This window comes from Brevibacillus fluminis (assembly GCF_052072235.1).
GTDB classification, from domain to species: Bacteria; Bacillota; Bacilli; order Brevibacillales; family Brevibacillaceae; genus Brevibacillus_D; species Brevibacillus_D fluminis_A.
Window position 1 is genome coordinate 1,354,289 of sequence record NZ_CM125436.1, and the last position, 18,906, is coordinate 1,373,194.

Annotated in this window: 17 protein-coding genes and 1 tRNA gene; 12 read left to right on the forward strand and 6 right to left on the reverse strand. The window is 54.4% G+C overall.

Going from position 1 to position 18,906, the window contains the following annotated elements; genetic code table 11:
* The first annotated feature begins 27 nt into the window (after nt 1–27).
* The 4 genes from mutM to ACTID9_RS06975 all read left to right on the forward strand — a co-directional run bounded on the left by mutM (nt 28) and on the right by ACTID9_RS06975 (nt 3,277).
* Nucleotides 28–855, forward strand: a complete 828-nt coding sequence (mutM, locus tag ACTID9_RS06960) for a DNA-formamidopyrimidine glycosylase (RefSeq protein WP_441070503.1) — start codon at nt 28–30, stop codon at nt 853–855.
* A 16-nt stretch (nt 856–871) separates the two neighbouring features.
* Entirely contained in the window at nt 872–1,471 is a 600-nt protein-coding gene (gene coaE, locus ACTID9_RS06965) for a dephospho-CoA kinase (protein ID WP_441070504.1), read from the forward strand.
* Complete coding sequence (locus ACTID9_RS06970; RefSeq protein ID WP_441070505.1) at nt 1,471–2,034, forward strand: lytic transglycosylase domain-containing protein; 564 nt, start codon at nt 1,471–1,473, stop codon at nt 2,032–2,034. The genes coaE and ACTID9_RS06970 overlap by 1 nt, the downstream gene beginning before the upstream one ends.
* 199 nt (nt 2,035–2,233) lie before the next feature.
* Nucleotides 2,234–3,277, forward strand: coding sequence for a glyceraldehyde-3-phosphate dehydrogenase (locus ACTID9_RS06975; protein WP_441070506.1), 1,044 nt, complete (start codon nt 2,234–2,236; stop codon nt 3,275–3,277).
* A gap of 124 nt (nt 3,278–3,401) precedes the next feature.
* Here ACTID9_RS06975 and ACTID9_RS06980 read toward each other — a convergent pair whose 3' ends face one another.
* Nucleotides 3,402–4,523, reverse strand: a complete 1,122-nt coding sequence (locus tag ACTID9_RS06980; RefSeq protein ID WP_441070507.1) for an HD-GYP domain-containing protein — start codon at nt 4,521–4,523, stop codon at nt 3,402–3,404.
* 149 nt (nt 4,524–4,672) lie between these two features.
* Here ACTID9_RS06980 and nrdR point away from each other — a divergent pair, with 149 nt between their 5' ends.
* The 4 genes from nrdR to dnaI all read left to right on the forward strand — a co-directional run bounded on the left by nrdR (nt 4,673) and on the right by dnaI (nt 9,455).
* On the forward strand, nt 4,673–5,149 hold the full coding sequence (gene nrdR / locus ACTID9_RS06985; protein WP_441070508.1) for a transcriptional regulator NrdR: 477 nt from the start codon (nt 4,673–4,675) through the stop codon (nt 5,147–5,149).
* A 23-nt stretch (nt 5,150–5,172) separates the two neighbouring features.
* The gene (locus tag ACTID9_RS06990; protein WP_441070509.1) at nt 5,173–6,948 is read left to right on the forward strand and encodes an ABC transporter substrate-binding protein; all 1,776 of its coding nucleotides are present in this window, start codon (nt 5,173–5,175) and stop codon (nt 6,946–6,948) included.
* A 95-nt stretch (nt 6,949–7,043) separates the two neighbouring features.
* Entirely contained in the window at nt 7,044–8,495 is a 1,452-nt protein-coding gene (locus ACTID9_RS06995; protein ID WP_441070510.1) for a DnaD domain protein, read from the forward strand.
* Between the two features lie 9 nt (nt 8,496–8,504).
* Nucleotides 8,505–9,455, forward strand: a complete 951-nt coding sequence (gene dnaI / locus ACTID9_RS07000) for a primosomal protein DnaI (protein WP_441070511.1) — start codon at nt 8,505–8,507, stop codon at nt 9,453–9,455.
* Nucleotides 9,456–9,492: 37 nt separating this feature from the next.
* On the opposite strand, the gene ACTID9_RS07005 is transcribed toward dnaI, so the two are convergent.
* Together ACTID9_RS07005 and ACTID9_RS07010 are read right to left on the reverse strand one after the other, a co-directional pair.
* Nucleotides 9,493–10,086 (reverse strand): YdcF family protein, encoded by a 594-nt coding sequence (locus tag ACTID9_RS07005; protein ID WP_441070512.1) that lies wholly within the window; start codon nt 10,084–10,086, stop codon nt 9,493–9,495.
* A 24-nt stretch (nt 10,087–10,110) separates the two neighbouring features.
* Nucleotides 10,111–10,995, reverse strand: coding sequence for a LysR family transcriptional regulator (locus ACTID9_RS07010; protein WP_441070513.1), 885 nt, complete (start codon nt 10,993–10,995; stop codon nt 10,111–10,113).
* Between the two features lie 114 nt (nt 10,996–11,109).
* On the opposite strand from ACTID9_RS07010, the gene ACTID9_RS07015 reads away from it, so the two are divergent.
* Nucleotides 11,110–12,444 (forward strand): purine/pyrimidine permease, encoded by a 1,335-nt coding sequence (locus tag ACTID9_RS07015; RefSeq protein ID WP_441070514.1) that lies wholly within the window; start codon nt 11,110–11,112, stop codon nt 12,442–12,444.
* Nucleotides 12,445–12,506: 62 nt separating this feature from the next.
* On the opposite strand, the gene ACTID9_RS07020 is transcribed toward ACTID9_RS07015, so the two are convergent.
* The gene (locus ACTID9_RS07020) at nt 12,507–13,775 is read right to left on the reverse strand and encodes a dicarboxylate/amino acid:cation symporter (RefSeq protein ID WP_441070515.1); all 1,269 of its coding nucleotides are present in this window, start codon (nt 13,773–13,775) and stop codon (nt 12,507–12,509) included.
* A gap of 109 nt (nt 13,776–13,884) precedes the next feature.
* Complete coding sequence (locus tag ACTID9_RS07025) at nt 13,885–14,949, reverse strand: DctP family TRAP transporter solute-binding subunit (RefSeq protein WP_441070516.1); 1,065 nt, start codon at nt 14,947–14,949, stop codon at nt 13,885–13,887.
* Between the two features lie 108 nt (nt 14,950–15,057).
* Here ACTID9_RS07025 and ACTID9_RS07030 point away from each other — a divergent pair, with 108 nt between their 5' ends.
* Nucleotides 15,058–16,647, forward strand: a complete 1,590-nt coding sequence (locus ACTID9_RS07030; protein WP_441072467.1) for an ATP-binding protein — start codon at nt 15,058–15,060, stop codon at nt 16,645–16,647.
* Between the two features lie 44 nt (nt 16,648–16,691).
* Nucleotides 16,692–17,348 (forward strand): response regulator, encoded by a 657-nt coding sequence (locus tag ACTID9_RS07035; protein ID WP_441072469.1) that lies wholly within the window; start codon nt 16,692–16,694, stop codon nt 17,346–17,348.
* A 58-nt stretch (nt 17,349–17,406) separates the two neighbouring features.
* On the opposite strand, the gene ACTID9_RS07040 is transcribed toward ACTID9_RS07035, so the two are convergent.
* Nucleotides 17,407–18,531, reverse strand: coding sequence for a DUF5050 domain-containing protein (locus tag ACTID9_RS07040; RefSeq protein ID WP_441072471.1), 1,125 nt, complete (start codon nt 18,529–18,531; stop codon nt 17,407–17,409).
* Between the two features lie 278 nt (nt 18,532–18,809).
* On the opposite strand from ACTID9_RS07040, the gene ACTID9_RS07045 reads away from it, so the two are divergent.
* Nucleotides 18,810–18,885 (forward strand) — tRNA-Ala (locus ACTID9_RS07045).
* Nucleotides 18,886–18,906: the final 21 nt, after the last annotated feature.

The window sequence follows — 18,906 nt, forward strand, 5'->3', positions numbered from 1 at the left end:
TGAAACGCAACGGGAGGAACTTGACACATGCCTGAATTGCCAGAGGTGGAAACGGTTGTCCGCACGCTGCGCAAGCTTGTGGTCGGCAAGACAATCGACCAGGTTATCGTCCATTTGCCGCGGATTATCCGCCGGCCGGACGATGTCCAGCATTTTTGCGCGCAATTGGCCGGCCAAACCATCCACCGCATTGAACGACGCGCCAAATTCATCTTGTTTGTGCTTGATCACGATATTTTGATTTCTCATTTGCGGATGGAAGGCCGCTATGGTCTGTACCAGCCCGGCGATGAGGTAGAAAAGCATACGCATGTCGTTTTTCGCTTCACCGACAAAACCGAGCTGCGCTACCGCGATGTGCGCCAATTCGGGACGATGGATCTTTTGCCGGCCGATGTGGCAATGACGGAAGAGCCGCTGGGCAAGCTGGGGCCGGAACCGCTCGACGAGGGCTTTACACCCGACCGGTTGAAAAAAATGCTGAAAGCGAAAACGACAAAAATCAAGCCGCTCCTGCTAAACCAAGAATTTCTTGTCGGCCTGGGGAATATTTATGTGGACGAGGCGTTATTTCGGGCAAGCATACACCCGGAACGGCCAGCGGGCAAGCTGACATCCAGGCAGGTTGCGCGATTGCATGAAGCCATCGTGAGGACTTTGCAGGAAGCGGTCGATCAAGGGGGCAGCTCCATCAAGTCGTATGTGAACGGCCAGGGCGAGATGGGGATGTTCCAGCAGTCGCTGAAAGTGTACGGGCGCAAAGGAGAACCGTGTGAGGTTTGTTCCACGCCGATCATCCGCTTTGTGGTGGGCGGGCGCGGGACCCACATCTGTCCTCGGTGCCAGAAGGAATAACAAGGAGGCGAAAACCATGATAGTAGGGCTTACCGGGGGCATTGCCACCGGAAAAAGCACTGTGACTGCCATGCTCAGGCAGCGTGGGTATACAGTCGTTGACGCCGACCAGATTGCGCGAGAAGTAGTCGAGCCGGGCATGCCGGCATACCAGGCCATCGCAGCTCATTTCGGCTGTAAAGTGTTGAAGCCGGACGGCCAGCTTGATCGCAAAAAGCTTGCGGAAATCATTTTTGCCAATCAGGCGGAGCGTCAGGTGCTGAATGGCATCATCCATCCGGAAATTCGCCGCGAAATGCGTGAACAAGCGGAATCAGCGGAAAGCTCCGGTAAAGCGATTGTGTTCATGGATATCCCCCTCTTGTATGAAAGCAAATTGACGCATATGGTCGATAAGGTCATGGTCGTGTACGTCGACCAAGCGGTCCAACGCTCACGTCTGATGGAGCGGGATGAGCTTGATGAGGTCCAGGCCAACCGCAGGCTGGAGGCGCAGATGCCGATCGATGAGAAGAAAGCCAAGGCAGACTATATCATTGACAATCATGGCACACGCGAGGAAACGGAACGACAAGTGGACGCTTTATTGGCAAAACTGCATGCGGAGTTGTCATAATGCGGCGGAAAAAAGCGATCTGGGTATTGCTGGCGGTGTTGATGGCCGTGTTTATGGTCATCAATTCGCCGATGGTCTGGAAATGGATGTACCCGGTGAAATATCATCAAGAAATATTGCAGGCAGCCGAACGCTATACGGTCGACCCGCGGCTGATCGTCGCGATTATCCGCACGGAAAGCAATTTCGAGGAAGGCCGCGTTTCGCGCAAAGGTGCGCTTGGGCTGATGCAATTGATGCCTGACACCGCTGATTGGGTGATCAAGCAAGGCGGATTCAAGGAGCTGACGGTGGCCGATCTGGAAAAGCCGGAGGTCAACATCCAGGTGGGAGCCTGGTATTTGTCTTATTTGCTAACCAAATTTGAAGGCGAGCTGGTTCCGGCAATCGCGGCCTACAATGCGGGGCCGAGCAAGGTGAACAATTGGATGAGCCAAAAGATGTGGAACGGGTCACCGGATTCGCTGGAGAACATCCCGTATGGCGAAACGCGCCATTACGTGCAGCGCGTGCTTTATTATCAGCAGCGCTACAATCAGGTATATAACGAACGTCTTGAATGAGTTGGTACAATGCGTCTTTTCCTCTTGGGAAAGGCGTTTTTTTGTATCTTGTCAAACCGCTGCAGCGGCCTTGTTTTTCTCGGGGAAAAAGTCCAAATATTTATTTTTCAGTAAAACACATTGATAATTGTGACATACTTATTATAATAGAGATAACGGAATAAGGATAACCTATACTCCAGGAAGGGGATTTATTATAATGACTATCAAAATTGGGATCAATGGTTTCGGACGAATCGGACGCATGGTATTTCGCAGAGCGATACAGGACCCTAACATTGAAATCGTTGCCATTAACGCCAGCTATCCCCCTGAAACTTTAGCGCATCTGCTCAAGCATGACACCATCCATGGACGGATGAACAATAAAGTAGAAGTGAATGGAAACCAGATCATTGTCGATGGCAAACCGACTGTGGTCTTGTCGGACCGCAATCCGCTGAACCTGCCATGGGGCGATCTCGGCGTTGAGATCGTGGTTGAAGCGACTGGCAAATTCAAAGATCGTGAAGGCGCATCCAAGCATCTGCAAGCGGGCGCGAAAAAAGTCGTGATCACCGCTCCGGCAAAAGAAGAAGACATCACCATCGTAATGGGTGTAAACCACGACAAATACGACCATGAAAACCATCACATCGTGTCGAATGCATCCTGCACGACCAACTGTCTGGCTCCTGTAGCCGATGTGCTGCACAAAGCATTCGGCATCGAGTATGGCATGATGACAACGATCCACTCCTACACCAACGACCAGGTGAACATCGACAACCCGCACAAAGACCTGCGCCGTGCGCGCGCTTGCGGCCAATCGATCATTCCTACGACAACAGGTGCAGCCCGCGCGGTAGGCAAAGTGCTGCCAGAGCTGAACGGTCGTCTGAACGGCTTCTCGCTGCGTGTGCCGACTCCGAACGTTTCGGTTGTCGATCTGGTGGTCAACGTGCAAAAGAGCGTAACGGCCGAGGAAGTAAACCGCGTACTGCGTGAAGCGGCTGAAGGGGAAATGAAAGGCTATATCGAATTCACGGAAGAACCGCTCGTTTCCAGCGATTTCAACGGAAACGATCATTCCTCCATCATCGACGGGCTTTCCACAATGGTGATGGGTGACAAGCAAGTAAAAGTCATTGCGTGGTACGACAACGAGTGGGGCTATTCCTGCCGTGTAGTAGACCTCGTTCGCCACGTGTCGGATATGAAAAATCCAAGCAAGGAAGTAGCGGCGGCCGGCGTTCGCGGCTAAAGCTTGAGCAGCAACCGCTGTGAACACGATCGACTCGTGTCCGCAGCGGTTTTTTGTCCAGTGGGCTTCTGTCAGTGAAAAACCCCCTGCCTACCGATTGATTTCGGAGCAGGGGGTTTTTCGGTTATTTATTTGCTGCATTCGGCAAGCTGAACAGTTCTTCATCATCAAAACCGACGATAAACAGCTTCAGTTCTTCGCGCAGATCCAATTCGTATGACATCCGCAGCTCGTTGCCTCGGCCATCTCGCATGATCCGCACGGTCGGACGATGGCTGTAAAGCGGATCAACCTTGCAGATGACGCCGGCTTCGCCCGTATTCAGCACCACGGAGGTGCCGAGCGGGAAAATCGCGATATGCTCCCGGAACGCTTTGATCAATTTCAGCTCAAACAGGTGACCGCCGGAGCCCATCAAATATTCGAGCGCATCCTGCGGCAAAAAGCGCTTCCGCCATGGGCGCGGGGTTGTTAAATTGTCATAGACGTCGCAGATTCCGACGATCTGGGCGTATTCATGGATTTGCGACCCTTTCAAGCCTTGCGGATAGCCGCTTCCATCGAGGCGCTCATGATGCTGCAGCGCGACGTGCGCAGACAAGAGGGAGATGTCATGCTGCTTGCGCAGAATGTTGAAGCCATTCATCGCATGCTGCTTGGCATATTCCAGTTCCTCGTCCGACCATCTCGTCTTTTTCGAGGTCATTTCCTCAGGCAGGTCAATTTTGCCAATATCATGCAGCAGGGCGCCGATGCCCAGCTCTTTCAGCTGGTTGCGGTTGTAGCCGAGCGACATCCCGACTGCGGTAGCCATCACGGCGACGTTGACCGAATGATGATAGATCGCGCCCGGCTGCGAGCAGAGGTTGGTCAGATGAAGCAGCATCTGCTCATTTGCCATCAAGTCTGTCAAAATCGAGTGGAAAACCTGCTGGAAATGCATGCCCATATCTTTTACCGAAATGCGGCGCGCAACCTTGTTGGAATTCGTGATCTGCCGGACGGTGCGCTGGATCGTGTCCACCGCTTTGTTCCGCGTCTCAGGGGTAATCATATCGGGTACAATAATGTCATTGGTCCGCGGGTCATCGATATAGAGCGAATCGATTCCGGACCGGATCAAACCGAGGATGAGCCGCTCGGTTAACAGGACACCTGCGCCAAGAAGAACCTTGCCGTCATCTGTGAAAATTGTTCTGCCAAGCTTCATGCTAGGCTTCGCCTGTTTGATTGAGACCAAGCGCATACGTTCCATCCTCCCGTGTCCACATACATGTTTTCATTGTAAAGAAACAGAAAAAAGATGGAAATAGGTAATAGGATTGGAACTTGACTAGGCAGTTAAGATGAGGGACACTGAAAAATAAGGATTGCCAATTCTGGAGTTGATAGTTTATGCGATGTCCGTTTTGTGAAAGTAATAGTACGAGAGTATTGGACTCCCGTCCGTTCAACAACAATAAATCCATTCGCCGCCGCAGAGAGTGCGAGGAATGCGGCCGCCGCTTCACTACGTTTGAGGTGTACGAAGAGACGCCGCTTTTGATCGTCAAAAAAGACGGTACGCGGGAAGAGTTCAGCCGCGAGAAAATTTTGCGCGGGCTGATTCGTGCCTGTGAAAAAAGACCCGTGTCTTTGGAATCACTGGAAAATATCGTGAATGAAATTGAAAAAGAACTTCGCAGTTCCGCTCAATCGGAAATCCCCAGCAAAGATGTGGGGGAAAAAGTGATGGAGCGGTTATACTACGTAGACGAGGTGGCGTATGTGCGCTTTGCTTCCGTCTACCGTCAGTTCAAAGACATCAACGTGTTCATGCGAGAACTGGAGGAGCTTTTGGCGCAAGCACGCACAAACCCCGAAAATTCCTGATAACGGCGGGGAGGGGGAACCAAATGAAGATGCCTTGGCCATCCCGATGGATGGGAGTCGTCTTTCTTTTGCTTGTCTTGCTTGTGAGTGGCTGTTTCCACCGGAATGGACAGACGTTTTCCACGGGCCAAAAGACCGGACACAGTGCCGCCGTTCGTGTGGCAGAAGAGTCTCCAGGTTATACAGCTGCCAAAGTGCCAGCCCGGCAGCAGATGCTGGCACAGGCAGCAAAGGGCGCGGAAGGTCAGCCAACAACCGATCTGGCATCGGCCGGACAACGGGGACAGACCGCCGTGATCGCCGTGCCGGAGCAATATCCGGCGATCGACCCGCTCGGATTGGACAAGCGGGAGCAGGAGCTGACCCCGATTGAACGATTTGCCTATGAAGGGCTTATTCAGGCCCGTCCGGATCAAACGTATGCACCCGCCCTCGCTTCTGCATTCCAGGCGGAACCGCGCGCTGGCAGAGCCGTCATCACCGTACAGCTGCGCCCCGGCTTGAAGTGGCCGGACGGGACGGCTGTCACCGTCGACGATGTCCGGGCAACGCTGGAGACATATGCGAGACCGGATTTTTACGGAATTTGGCGCAGTCAGATGGCCGTGGTCGAAGGGGCTTCCCCCTATCGTGCGGGGAGAGCCGATCATATCAGCGGGATCGTCACCGATCGTGACAGCCAAACGGTCACGATTCGTCTTGTGCAGGAGGACCGTTCGTTTTTGCCGATCTTGACTGCACCGCTGCTGTCAGCCAGGCAGCTTGCCGGAAAAGACATGCGGCAGCTCGAACAGCTTTCACGAGCTGGTCAGCTGATGGGGCTGGGGCCGTTTCAGGCACAGGCGGTGGAGGGAGCAGATTGGACTTTTGCTGCCAATCCGCATTACTACGCTGGCACTCCCCGGTTACAAGCACTTCAGGTGCGCAGGTTGCCCGCCGATCGTACGGAAGCGGCGCTGCGTGCAGGCGATGTGCACTTGGCATGGGTGTCGCCGAAGCAGGCAGCGCTGTTGGGCAAACAGTTGCCCGCGCATGTGCAGCTCATTTCGACAGAGGCGGCCGGCTATCATTTTCTCGGCTTTAACCTGTCAGAAGGGGCAACTGCCGATCATGCTGTGAGGCTCGCGCTGGCTTGGGCGCTGCCGCCGAAAACGATTGTGCGGGATCGCTTTTTTGGCATGGGCAAAATCGCGGACGGCCCGCTATCCCCCCGCTCTTTCGCATACAAGCCGCAGCCACTGCCGGTCTATGATCCAAAACGGGCGGCTCGTACGCTTGCAGAAAAGGGCTACAGCAAGGCCCACCCGCTTTCGCTTGTCATTGCCTATCCGCAGGACGCTGTGCGGGGGAGGCTGTTTGCGGCCGTCCAGGAAGCGTGGCGCCCTCTGCCGGTAACGCTTACGGCAAAAGCGCTTCCTGCGGACGAATTCGCCGCATATGTTTTTGGCGCAAGTCCGTACGACTTGTATGTATTCGGCTGGAAAGACGGGCCGGACCCTTCCGTGCTTTCCCGCATTTGGCACAGCCGGGAAAAAGCGGGCGAGCTTGGCTTTAATGCGTCCCATTATCACAACGTTGAAGCGGACCGTCTGCTCGATCGGGCCAACCGCTTTTTGCCGGAGGAGGAACGCAAGCGCTTGTATGCCAAGTGGCAGAAGCTGTTTTCGCAGGACTTGCCGATCATGCCGCTGCTTCGTCTGCCGGATTCGTACGCAGTCGCGAAAACATTGCATGGCGTTGAGACGAATGGCGCTGCGCATCCGTTTGAACATGTCTGGAAATGGTCGCTGGGGGAGTGAGCGAATCGGCTTGCTCCCAGTTCCTCCCCCTACTCTTCCTCTCCGAAAGGATGGTATAATGAATAGATCAATACTGACAGGAAGGGTTGGAGCGATTGCGCCTGGTATGGAATGAATTAACACCGAACGACCGTTATCTGGTGCGTACCGTACGACCGATCAGCTTTGCGGAGATGGGCTTTGCCACCCATCTCTATTTGCCTTTGATAGGAATTGACTCGTATTCGCTGTACCAGCTTCTGATTCATGAGGTTCAGGAGGCGAGCGGCGCCTCTGCGGAGAGCACGCATCGCGGTCTTCTGTTGATGACCTCGCTGACGCTGGATCGGCTGCTGGCGGCGCGGGAGCGGCTGGAAGCGATGGGGCTTTTGGAGGTTCGCCGCCGTGAAAACCGGCAGCGCGACTATATTTTCGAATATACCCTCAAGCCGCCGATGTCGCCGAAGCAGTTTTTTTCCGAGGACATTTGGCCGGTGATGCTCTTGAACCAGGTGGGAAAAACAAAGTTCGAGCAAATCAAGCGCAGGTATGCGGATGCGCTGGCTTATGCGCTGGAAGAGGAGTATCCATATGAGGAGAACCTCACCAAGCCGTTTTACGAAGTGTACCATACGCTCTCCGCATCGGAGCTTGATGTACGGCCGGGTACGGAGACGGACCGGTTTTTGCACCAGATGGAGGAGCGCTACCCGGCAGCAGCGATGGATGGCAGCTACGTGGCACAGACGCCCGAGCAGTTCAGCTTATCCTCCTTGCGCCTGAATCTTCCAAAGGAACTGAATCCGGCTGATATTTTCACGAAAGAAAATATCGAGTTTTTTTACAAGCTGATGCATTTTTACCAAATCGACAGCTGGATGCTGGGGGTGGAGCTGGGAGACTGGACGCTGTTCAAGCACGGACAGCTCGATCCGTCCGCCCTGCGCAAACGACTGATGCAAAAATACGTGAACAAAGAGCAGAGCGCTCCACCGGCGCAAGATGCCGACCTGACGGCTGGCACCGTGCCAGATCCGTCCAGCCCGAGCTTCAGCCGGGTTTGCCGGCGGTACTCGCCGCTCCTTTTGCTTGAGCAAGTCGTTGGCGGCCGGATCAACAAGACGTTCGTGGAGCGGGCCGAGGCGCTTGTGTTCACGGATGGCCTGACGACGGAGGTGGCCAATGCGCTCTTGCTGCACACGATGCGCAGCACGCAGATGGAGCTGCCCAAGGCGTATGTGGAAACCATTCGCGATAGCTGGAAGGCGCAGCAAATCACGACGGTCGAAGCGGCGGTCAAAGTGCTGCAGGAACGCACGGAAGCGCAGGCGAAAGCGGTGGAGCAGGCCAAGCAGCCGGCAAGACGCGAGACGGCTGTGGGGACGGGCAACCGGCGTACCAAAGCGATCCCGCAGGACAAGCTGCCCGCCTCGGTGCAGCGTCAGCTTCAGCGGGAGCAGGAAAGCGCGGAAGGGTCCGAATCTGCCCAAACGAAAAAGACCGTCAAAGATGTACCCGAGATCAATGCGCTCCTGCAATCGCTGCGCAATCGGGAGAGGGGAGGGTGAGCCTGGTAAATGGAATCAATCGGATCGTTTTTTGAAGAATTGGCGAAGCGCAGCACGCGCCTGAACAATCAGGTGCGGACGCCTGAGCAACAGTTGGATAAAATGCTGCAATCCTCTACCTATTTGCAAGAATTCCAGCGCAAGCATCCGGACGTGACCCGCGATGATATGCTGCGCTCGCTCTCGATGATCTACACGGCGGTCAAGGAGCAGTATTGCTGTCAAAAGTGTACAGCCCTCGCGGATTGCCCGAATTTGGTGAAAGGGCATGCGACGGTTCTCAATGTCGCCAATCGGCAAGTGGTCAGCGCGATTTCCAGCTGCGCCAAATTCCAGGCGCATGAGGAGATGCTGCGCACGCAGCGGCTGATGCGCAGCTACTATGTGGCCGAGCAGACGATGCACGCCGATTTTGACGGGAAGCTGGAGGTCGCAGCCGGCAATCAGGAGGCTGTGGCGCTCGCCCTGCGCTTTTGCAATGATTTCACGCTCGGCAAAAAGCCGAAGGGGCTTTATGTGCACGGACCGTTCGGCGTGGGCAAAAGCTTTCTCATGGGAGCGGTGGCCCGCGAGCTGTCCAAGCATAATGTGCAGTCGCTGATGGTGTATGTGCCGGATTTCGTGCGGGAGATCAAGGAATCGATCGCAGACCAGTCGTACTCCGGCAAGCTGGCGTTTTTGAAGGAAGTGCCTGTCCTGATTTTGGACGATATTGGTGCGGAGAGCTTGACGCCGTGGATTCGCGACGAGATTTTGGGCGTCATCCTGCATCACAGAAGCTCCAAGCAGATGCCAACCTTGTACACCTCCAATTATTCGCTGGAGGAGCTGGAGGAGCATCTGTCGATTTCCAACGGCAACCGGATTGAGACCACGAAGGCGATGCGGATTATGGAACGGATTCGCCACTATGTGGAGGTTTGTGAAATAGAAGGAGTCAACCGCAGGCTGCACGCGTAATGTGTGCGTAGCCTGCGGTTTTTTTGTGCGTGGGGCATCACTCCGGTTCGCCGATCAGGCTCATCACCTTCCATTTGGTATAGGCGAGGATTTCCCGGGCTTTGTGGTACGGGACGAAGAGGACATGGGTTTCGGCCGCGACCGGAAAAACTGTCATATGCAGCGTGGATGCGATGTCGACGGCACGGGCCAGGTGGTAGCCGTGGCTGATGACAAGCGCGGTAGCAAAGCCGTTTTCGAGCATGAGCTGCTTGCTGTTGACCAAATTTTCAAAGGTGGAGTGTGATTGGTCCTCAAGCAGAATGTCCTGTTCCGGGACCCCTTTCTGGATCAGATAGCGCTGCATGGCGACCGCCTCGGCCACCTGCTTGCCGGTGCCAAGTCCGCCGCTGACAATCAGTTTGGGCACATAATGCTCGTGGTACATGGCGACTGCCACGTCCAACCGCTCGGATAACCCCGGACTCGGCACGTCTCCCCAAACAGCTGCCCCGAGCACAATGGCGACGTCTGCCTTGTGCGGCATCGCCTGACGTTCCACCTCATTGATGCGATGGAGGATGAAGCCGGACCAGACGATGACGATAAGCAGGACAAAAGCGATGAATTTGCGTGAACGCTGTCCGCGCATCTGTTTCTCCTCTTTCTTTTCCTATCATTTCGTAGCATCTTCATGGGGATACAAGGTTTTGGCAACCTGAACAAAAGCTTTGACCGCCGGCGATGCATCGCGAAAGGAAGGGCAGGCCAGGCTGAGTTGCCGCCAAACCGGCGGATTGAGGCTCTTTTTATGCAGCGCGAGCGGCGTGCGAGGCAAGGACAGATCGGGCGCGATCGTGATGCCCAATCCTTCCTGCACCATGTGCAAAAGCGTTCCCCCATCCTGCACGTGAAACCGGATGGCTGGCGAGATGTTGGCTTCGCGAAACATGTTGGCAATCAGCACTTCCGACCCTGCTTTGGTCATGATGAATGGCTCGTCAGCCAGCTCCTCCAGGCGGATCGAGTCGTGGTCCCTTAGCCGATGGCCGAGCGGGAGCACGACCATCATCTGGTCTTGGGTCAACGGGATGGCGTCAAGATCCGCGTGCGGCAAGGACAGGAAGCCGATATCGACGATTCGGGAGGTGAGCCACTCGGTCACCTCCTGGAACGTTCCTTCAAACAACACGACCTCGACATTGGGGTGCTGGCTGTGAAAGACGCCGAGCATCTTCGGCAAAAGGTGCATGGACGCGCTGGGGAAGCTGCCGATGCGGATCGTCCCGATCTCCAGCCCCGATGCCTGCGCCGCCTCCTGTTTGATTTGCTCGTAGCGGCTCAAAATTTCGCGAATATGGACGAGAAACGATTTGCCGATGTCAGAGAGCAAAAGCCCCTGGCGCTTGTCGCGGATCAAAAGCGTAACGCCCAGCTCCGCCTCCAATGCAGCCAGCGCATGGCTCACCGCAGATTGGGTCATATTGAGCGCCTCGCCCGCTTTCGTGAAGCTGCCGGTTTCAACGATCGTGGCAAACACCTGGAATTGGGTAATGGTCATGAGCTTCTCCTCATGCTGATCATGAATGATAGTAATTTGATTCATTATTGCATTTGCATTATGCTAGTGCAAGTCAGGCGTGCAGTTGGAGCAAAAAAGGAAGGGTATCATCAGATGAAAAACATGGTTGCCGCCCTTCAATGGGCTTTATTTACGTTATCGGGCAGCATCGTGGTGCCTGTCGCCATCGCGTCCACCTATGGGCTCGATCCGGCAGATACCGTCGGCTTTGTGCAGCGGACGCTGTTTATTTTGGGTGTTACCGGCATTTTGCAAGCGTTGTTCGGGCATCGACTCCCCATCCAGGAAGGGCCGGCGGGCATCTGGTGGGGGATTTTTTCGTTGTATGCCGGATTAGGCACGGTCTTGTTCGGATCGCATAACGAGACGCTTCGCGTCCTCGAATATGCCTTTTTGTTGAGCGGCGTGCTTTTTATCGTTCTGAGCCTTTTGGGACTGGTGGAAAAAATCGCGCGCCTGTTTACGCCGACGATCGTCGGCACGTATTTGCTGCTCTTGATGGTGCAGCTCAGCGGCTCCTTTTTGAAAGGCATGTTCGGATTGGAAGGAGACTCCCAGGTCGTACGCTGGGATGTGCTGATGATCTCGCTCGTCATCGTCGTCACCTCGTACCTGATCAAAAAAATGCCGCGAATCGGCAAATATTCGGTGCTGATCAGCATCGTGCTCGGCTGGACGCTGTTTGCGCTGTTCGGCTTGGCGAAGCCAGTGACGCAGGTGACTGACATGTTCACATTGCCGGGCATTTTCGTATTCGGCACACCGCGGATCGAACCGTCGATGATCGGCATGGTCATGTTCGCCACGCTTCTCCTGCTCGCCAACATGCTGGCGACCATCAGTGTTGTGACACAGGTGCTGGAGCAGGAAAACATACCGGTGGACAAAAATCGGCTGAAGCAGGCGGGAATTTTTTCAGGGGTCAACCAGTTTTTGGGCGGGATCTTTGCCGCAATCGGGGCGGTACCGGTATCCGGCTCGGCTGGCTTCATCGCCACGACCAAAATTACCGGCAGAGTGCCTTTCGTGATGGGCGCGGGACTGATCATCGCCATCAGCCTGTTCCCGCCGATCACCTCGTTTGTGGCGGCGATGCCGGAAGCGGTCGGCTTCGCAGCAGCGTTCCCGATTTTTGCCAACACGATCGGATTGGCTCTCAAAGAGTTTGAAGCGGTGGAAAATCGCAGCCGCCTGTACCAAACGGTTGGCATCTCCCTGTTTGCCGGCATCGGGGCCATGTATGTGCCGGCTACGGCGTTCGCCTCCTTGCCGCCGTTTTTCGTATCGCTTTTGAGCAATGGGCTGATCATTGGCATCGGCATCGCGATGGTGTTGGAAAACATGTCGAATCGCTCGGCAAAAAAAGTCGCCAAGCAACGTGTGGTGCAGCCACAAAAGCGCATGAATGAAACGTACTCGATTAAATAGGCGGGGAATAGCAAAAAGAGACGTCAGCATCATGGCCGACGTCTCTTTTTTTCTGTTTTCCCTTACGCAGACTTGCTTGGCGTACCGGAACCTTCCGCTGCAACCGGTGCGACAGGGGTAAATTCGTTTTCCATTTTGGAGATGACCACAGTCGCCACGCCGTTTCCGATCAGGTTGGTAATCGCGCGGGCTTCCGACATGAAGCGGTCCACGCCGAGCAAGAGCGCGATGCCCTCGACCGGAACCATCGGGAATGCGGCCAGCGTCGCCGCGAGCGTGATGAAGCCGGAGCCGGTCACGCCAGCTGCGCCTTTGGATGTCAGCATCAAAATGCCGAGCAACGTAATCTCTTGTCCAAGCGTCAGATCGATGCCATATGCTTGAGCGATAAAAATCGCCGCCATCGACAGATAGATCGAGGTTCCGTCGAGGTTAAACGAGTAGCCTGTCGGAATCACCAGACCGACGACGGATTTGGAGCATCCGTATTTTTCCAGGCGCTCCATCATCCGTGGCAAAGCCGACTCGGAGGAGGAGGTGCCGAGCACGAGGAGAATTTCCTCGCGAATGTATTTAATGAACGAAAAGATGTTGAAGTTGAACATTTTGGCGATCGAGCCCAAGACGATGACGATGAACAAAAACATGGTCAAGTATACCGAACCCATCAGCTTGCCGAGCGAAAACAGCGAGCCGATCCCGAATTTGCCGATGGTGTAGGACATTGCGCCAAATGCTGCGAGCGGCGATACTTTCATGATCATGTTGACGACGCCGAAGAAACCGAGCGTCAATTTGTCAAACAGCTGGAGCACAGGCTTTGCATTTTGTCCCATCGCTGCCAGCGAGAGACCGAACAATACCGCGAACAGCAGGATCGGAAGCAGCTCGCCTTTTGCCATGGCGCTGACGATGTTGTCAGGAATCAGACCCATCACGAAATCGATGAAGCCGTGACTGCTTTCTGCCGCCGCTTTCGTATATTGCGTAATATCGCCGTGTCCCGCTTTGCTCATGTCGATTCCCGCACCCGGTTTCAACAGGTTGACGACGATGATCCCGATGGCCAGCGCCACGGTGGAAACGATTTCAAAGTAGAGGACGGTTTTTCCGCCGATGCGGCCGACCTTTTTCATGTCGCCCATGCCGGCGATTCCGTTCACGACGGTGAAGAACACGATCGGCGGGATGATCATTTTGATCAGCTTGACGAAAATGTCAGCCAGAACTTTTAACTCGGTACCGAACTTGGGAAAAAATTGACCGACGAGGACACCGAGAATAATGGCAATGACGACTTGCACGGTCAGATTCTTGAAATTGATTCGCACTAGAGTCACATCCTTTGGGTATGCTTTCGTTTGGAAGCGCTTTATCGATGGACTCATTGTACTACTTTCAGAATCTTTTAAAATAATTCGGTCATATTGATCGTTTTGTTCATTTTGGTCGCGGACGCTGCTGATGGAGCCGCTCGATTTCCTGCATCAGCTCATCGCCGATGTCAGAGGCAAACTGCTGATACAGCGGCCGCAAATGCGCTTCCCAAGCGGCGCGTTCCACCGGTGTCTGCACATGGATCGCCATCGAACGGCTCTCCTGGATTAGCGCGAGGTCTTTTTTGTCCAGCTCGGCGGTGTGCTGGTTGCTCCATGCGGTCGTCTCCTGCATCGCCTCCTGAATGCTTGCCTGCACATCCGCGGGCAGGCTGTCCCAAAACGGCTTGCTCATGATGACGGCATAGCCCAAATACCCATGGTTGCTCAGCGTCATATAGCGCTGCACCTGGTACAGCCGCTTGGAATAAATGTTGGAAATCGTGTTCTCCTCGCCGTCGATGCGCCCGTCCGCCAGCTCCCGGTACACTTCGTTGAACCCCATCGGCACAGGCGTTGCACCCAACGATCGCATTTGTGCAGCCAACACCGTGCTCGGGATGATGCGGAAGCGCTGTCCGGCGAAATCGGCGACAGACAAGAGGGGATTGCGGTTGTCCGTCATTTGCTTGAAACCGCTCGTCCAAAACGCGAGACCTTTCATGTTGTGCGCATCCAGCGTGTCAAACAAGAGCGAGCCGATTTTGCCCGACAGCGCCTGATTCACCTCGGCATGATCATGAAACAGGTAAGGCAGATCGAGCGCGGACCAGGCCGGGTCGACCTCCGACAAGTTCGATACGGCGGGCGCAATCATCTGGATGTCGCCATCCTGCAGCGCTTTCAGCTCCGTCGTATCGGAATACAGGATGCCGTTCGGAAACACCTGCACCTCGACCCGCCCGTGCGTTTTTTGCGACACGAGCTGGGAAAAATGCTCAGCCGCCAGCCCTTTCGGCGTATTTTCCGCGACGACGTGGCTAAAGCGGATCACGATCCGTTCTTTTAGTCCCTCCTGTTCTTCATCGTAGCCGAGTTGGGCAAACAGCAGGTCGTTTTGAAAACCGATGACAAGCGCCGTAAACAGGCCGACGAGAATGAACAATAGAATGCCCAATCGAGAACGCATAGGTTCCACACTCCGAAAAAGTTGATTTGTTCGTCCATCTGTTTCTACAATACAATATATAGTAGTTGACATTTCAGCGGAGGGGAAGAGCAGCTTGTGGCACACGTCATGAAGATCAAATGGAAAATCATGCTGCTCTCCATCGGAATCGTGCTGTTTTCGCTGGTAATCGGCGGCATCATCCAGCTCGGCAGCATGATTCGCTTGCAGGAAACCCAGATCGGCCAACGTCTCGCCACGACCGCGCGCACCGTCGCCGAAATCCCCTTGATCAGCGAGAAGCTGACACAGGCAAACGGGTGGAAAGACATCGCTCCCGTCGCGCGAAAAATCCGTGTCATCAACGACGTCACCTATATCGTCGTCATGGATATGAACCGCATCCGCTACTCGGACCCACTGGAGAGCCGGATCGGACAACCGTATACAGGCAAGGACGCCGAGCCTGCCTTTGCGGAACATACGTACCAGCAAAAAGTACGGGGCGCGCTCGGCACCGCGCTGCGCGCCTACGTTCCCGTGATGAACCGCGAGCATCAGCAGGTCGGCGTCGTCATGGTCGGCCGCCTTTTGCCCAGTATTCCCCAGATGATTGTCGCCCAAAAGGAAAGCGTGCTCGTCACGTTTTTGCTCTCGTTAGTGGCAGGCATCGTCGGTTCGTACCAGCTGGCGCGCCATATCAAGAAGCAGATGCTCAACCTGGAGCCAGACGAGATCGCCCGCATTTTGGTCGAGCGGACCGCGACCTTCCACGCCATGCACGAAGGCGTTATCGCCATCGACATCCAGGAGCGGATCACGATTTTTAACGACAAGGCGAAGGAAATATTCGCGATCCCGCTGGAAGAAGATGTGCTGGGGCGGCCAATCCGCGAGGTCATCCCCGAGACGAGGCTGCCGGAAGTGCTCGAACAAGCACGCCCGTTCCTGAATTACGAGCTGCGCGTCGGCAATGCCCTGCTCTGGTCGAACCGTTTTCTCATCAAAGTCGAGGGCAAAACCGTAGGCGCGCTCGCGATTTTCCAGGACCGGACGGAAGTCACCCAAATCGCCGAAGAGCTGACGGGCGTCAAAGCGTTCGTCGACGCGCTGCGCGTGCAAAACCACGAACACATGAACAAGCTGCATACCATCGCCGGGCTGCTGCAGCTCGGCCAGCTGGACCGGGCGCTCACCTATTTGTTTGAAATCAGCGAGCAGCAGGCGGAAATCACCGGATTTTTGACCAGCCAAATCGCCGACCCGAACGTATCCGGACTGCTGCTCGGCAAAGTGAGCCGCGGCAAGGAGCTGGGCATCCGAGTCACCATCGATCGCAGAAGCCGGTTGGAACGCTTGCCGTTCTTTCTGGACAACCATGACATCGTGCTCATCATCGGCAACCTGGTCGAAAACGCCTTCGATGCCCTCGAGAAAACGGATAAAGTTGACAAGGAAGTGTATGTGAGCATCGAGCAGGATGACGAAATCTGCTCCATCCTGGTCGAGGACAACGGCATCGGCATGGATGAAGAGACGCGTCAGCGCGTGCTCGAGCGCGGATTTTCCACCAAACAGCAAGAGCATCAAGGGATCGGACTGTTCATGATCAGCCAGCTTGTCGAAAAAGGCGGCGGAACGCTCACGATCGAATCACAGCCCGGGGCAGGCAGCAGCTTTTTGCTGACCTTCCCGATGAAAAAGGAGGACGCGCAGTGAACAACCTGCACCCTATACGCGTGCTGATTATTGAAGATGACCCTATGGTACAGGAAGTAAACCGCCAGTTCGTCGAGCAGGTCCAACCGTTCGAGGTAGTCGGAATCGCCGGAAATGGCGCGGAAGGCATCCGCATGGTACGCGAGCTGCGACCCGACCTCGTCATCATGGACGTGTTCATGCCGATCCAGGATGGCGTCCAAACCTTGCAGCAACTGCGCGGGGAAGGCGAAGAGACGGACGTCATCGTCATCACCGCGGCAAAAGACAAGGAAACCATCCAGAGCATGGTGCGAAACGGCGCCATGGATTACCTTATCAAGCCATTCAAATTCGAGCGGCTCAAGCAGTCGCTGGAAGCGTACCGGAGCTATCGGAAGCAGATGGAGCAGGACGGAAGCGTGTCGCAGGCCGATTTGGACCAACTGCTGTTTCGTAAAGCGGCAGAGCCGCAGCGGAGCGCTGTACTGGATAGCAAGGAACTGCCGAAAGGATTGCTGGATAAGACCCTGGAGCAGATCGTCCAGCAATTGTCGACGGAGAAAGCCGCGCTATCAGCGGAGGAAGTCGCCGAACGCATCGGGATCGCCCGGGTGACGGCCCGGCGCTATTTGGAGTTTTTGGAGAAGAGCGGCCGGGTGAAGCGGGATGTCGAGTATGGCGGCGTGGGGAGGCCGACGAACCGGTATGTGATAGTTTGAGCTGAACGAGGCGTGAAAAAGAGAGCAAGTCATACAGACCAGCTCTCGTGTGAAGACATTATTCACGGGTTCGGTTCGTCGGTTTCGCGAAGGTGAGTTTTTTGAGGTTGTTGTCTTTGGAGATGTACAGGAGATAGCCGTCGGCGAAATGGTAGGAGTGGACATATCCATCCAGCTTGGTGAGGTCGATGTCAATGCCGAGGTCGGAGAGCGGGGTTTCGTCGCCGGTTTTGATGTCTTTTTTGTAGAGGATGTTGTCTCTTTGGATGTAGATGCCGTCGTCGGTGACGTCCAAGATGCGAGTGGAGTTTTCCAGCTTGATTCGGGTGTGTTCGGGATCGTTGGCGTTTAGGAGGATGTGTTGAGTGCTGTGATCGGACTTGGACTTTGAACCAAACTCAACCCAGTCACCAAAAACGCCAAAAAAGCTAACGTATGCATTGAATTCCTCATCATCTGAAGTTAGCTGTTGGTTGTCCGTTCCATCCAACCGGACTTTGTTGATGGTTTTTTGGTCTAAATCGTTATGATATAGCCAACCATTTGAAATCTGTATTGTGGTAACATGGCCGTCAACAAGTTTTTCCTTTTTGCTGCCATCCGGATTCATTTTGTAGAGCGTGCCTTGATCAGAAAAATAGATAGTCTCATTGGCTGCAGCGATGGTATAGATATATCTGCTAGTCATGCGCTTCGATTTTTTTGTCTTTTTATCGATCCTGTACATGTATCCTTTAAAAAATCTAGTAATCCTACCGTCATTGTAGTGTTGAATATAGTACACATAGCCCTTTGTTTCTGTGAGCGAGCCGACTATATATTTTGGTGAGGTCATTTTCACTGGTTTTTGGGTTGGGGAATCAGGTCGATCTTTATACATGGTGTATGTGGAGTCTTTCTCATTCCGAATCCAATAGTAAACCCAATCTTCGTCGGATGATTTTGCAGAGGCTGGTTGTGTGTAGAATGTGGTGAAGAGGAGCAGCAGGCATAGGAGGATGATATGCTGGGATCGGTGCTTGTGGAAGGGACGGGTTTCACTCGCTTTCTTTTTTTGATATGGGTTGTTTTTGGGGCAGGATAGGAGCAGGGGGCTTGTTTGATTGTGATGATCGTTCGTGATCGTGGTGTAGTCGGCGTGCGGGGATGCGTGAATTTGGTGGGAATTGGGATCTTCTAGTATATATTACCAAATGGTGGATGGCGAGAGAAGAGGGATTGTGCAGAAAAGAAAGGGGAGGGGATTATCATGTAATTTGGGTATTGCTTTTTATAGGTGGGGTATGGTATATTTTCAATGTAAGTTAAATCAATGCAAAGTTTGCGTACATAACGGGCCCTTAGCTCAGCTGGGAGCACACCATGTAGCATTGACACAGCCAAGGAAAAGCAAGTAGTTCATCTGGGATTCCGAGCTGGTCAGATGTAGTACCGGAAAATGAATACCAGCATTATTATCGTGGGGGCATAGCTCAGCTGGGAGAGTGCTTGACTGGCAGTCAAGAGGTCAGGGGTTCGATCCCCCTTGTCTCCACCATACTTAAACTTCAAAACGGCA

Bases quoted from the DNA above. Each gene is read 5' to 3' on its own strand.
- ACTID9_RS07035 (WP_441072469.1), top strand. From the start codon at position 16,692: ATGGTACAGGAAGTAAACCGCCAGTTCGTCGAGCAGGTCCAACCGTTC.
- dnaI (WP_441070511.1), top strand. From the start codon at position 8,505: ATGGAATCAATCGGATCGTTTTTTGAAGAATTGGCGAAGCGCAGCACG.
- ACTID9_RS06975 (WP_441070506.1), top strand. From the start codon at position 2,234: ATGACTATCAAAATTGGGATCAATGGTTTCGGACGAATCGGACGCATG.
- ACTID9_RS07030 (WP_441072467.1), top strand. From the start codon at position 15,058: ATGAAGATCAAATGGAAAATCATGCTGCTCTCCATCGGAATCGTGCTG.
- ACTID9_RS06980 (WP_441070507.1), bottom strand. From the start codon at position 4,523: ATGCGCTTGGTCTCAATCAAACAGGCGAAGCCTAGCATGAAGCTTGGC.
- ACTID9_RS07015 (WP_441070514.1), top strand. From the start codon at position 11,110: ATGAAAAACATGGTTGCCGCCCTTCAATGGGCTTTATTTACGTTATCG.
- mutM (WP_441070503.1), top strand. From the start codon at position 28: ATGCCTGAATTGCCAGAGGTGGAAACGGTTGTCCGCACGCTGCGCAAG.
- ACTID9_RS06970 (WP_441070505.1), top strand. From the start codon at position 1,471: ATGCGGCGGAAAAAAGCGATCTGGGTATTGCTGGCGGTGTTGATGGCC.
- ACTID9_RS07025 (WP_441070516.1), bottom strand. From the start codon at position 14,949: ATGCGTTCTCGATTGGGCATTCTATTGTTCATTCTCGTCGGCCTGTTT.
- coaE (WP_441070504.1), top strand. From the start codon at position 872: ATGATAGTAGGGCTTACCGGGGGCATTGCCACCGGAAAAAGCACTGTG.
- nrdR (WP_441070508.1), top strand. From the start codon at position 4,673: ATGCGATGTCCGTTTTGTGAAAGTAATAGTACGAGAGTATTGGACTCC.
- ACTID9_RS07005 (WP_441070512.1), bottom strand. From the start codon at position 10,086: ATGCGCGGACAGCGTTCACGCAAATTCATCGCTTTTGTCCTGCTTATC.
- ACTID9_RS06990 (WP_441070509.1), top strand. From the start codon at position 5,173: ATGAAGATGCCTTGGCCATCCCGATGGATGGGAGTCGTCTTTCTTTTG.
- ACTID9_RS07010 (WP_441070513.1), bottom strand. From the start codon at position 10,995: ATGACCATTACCCAATTCCAGGTGTTTGCCACGATCGTTGAAACCGGC.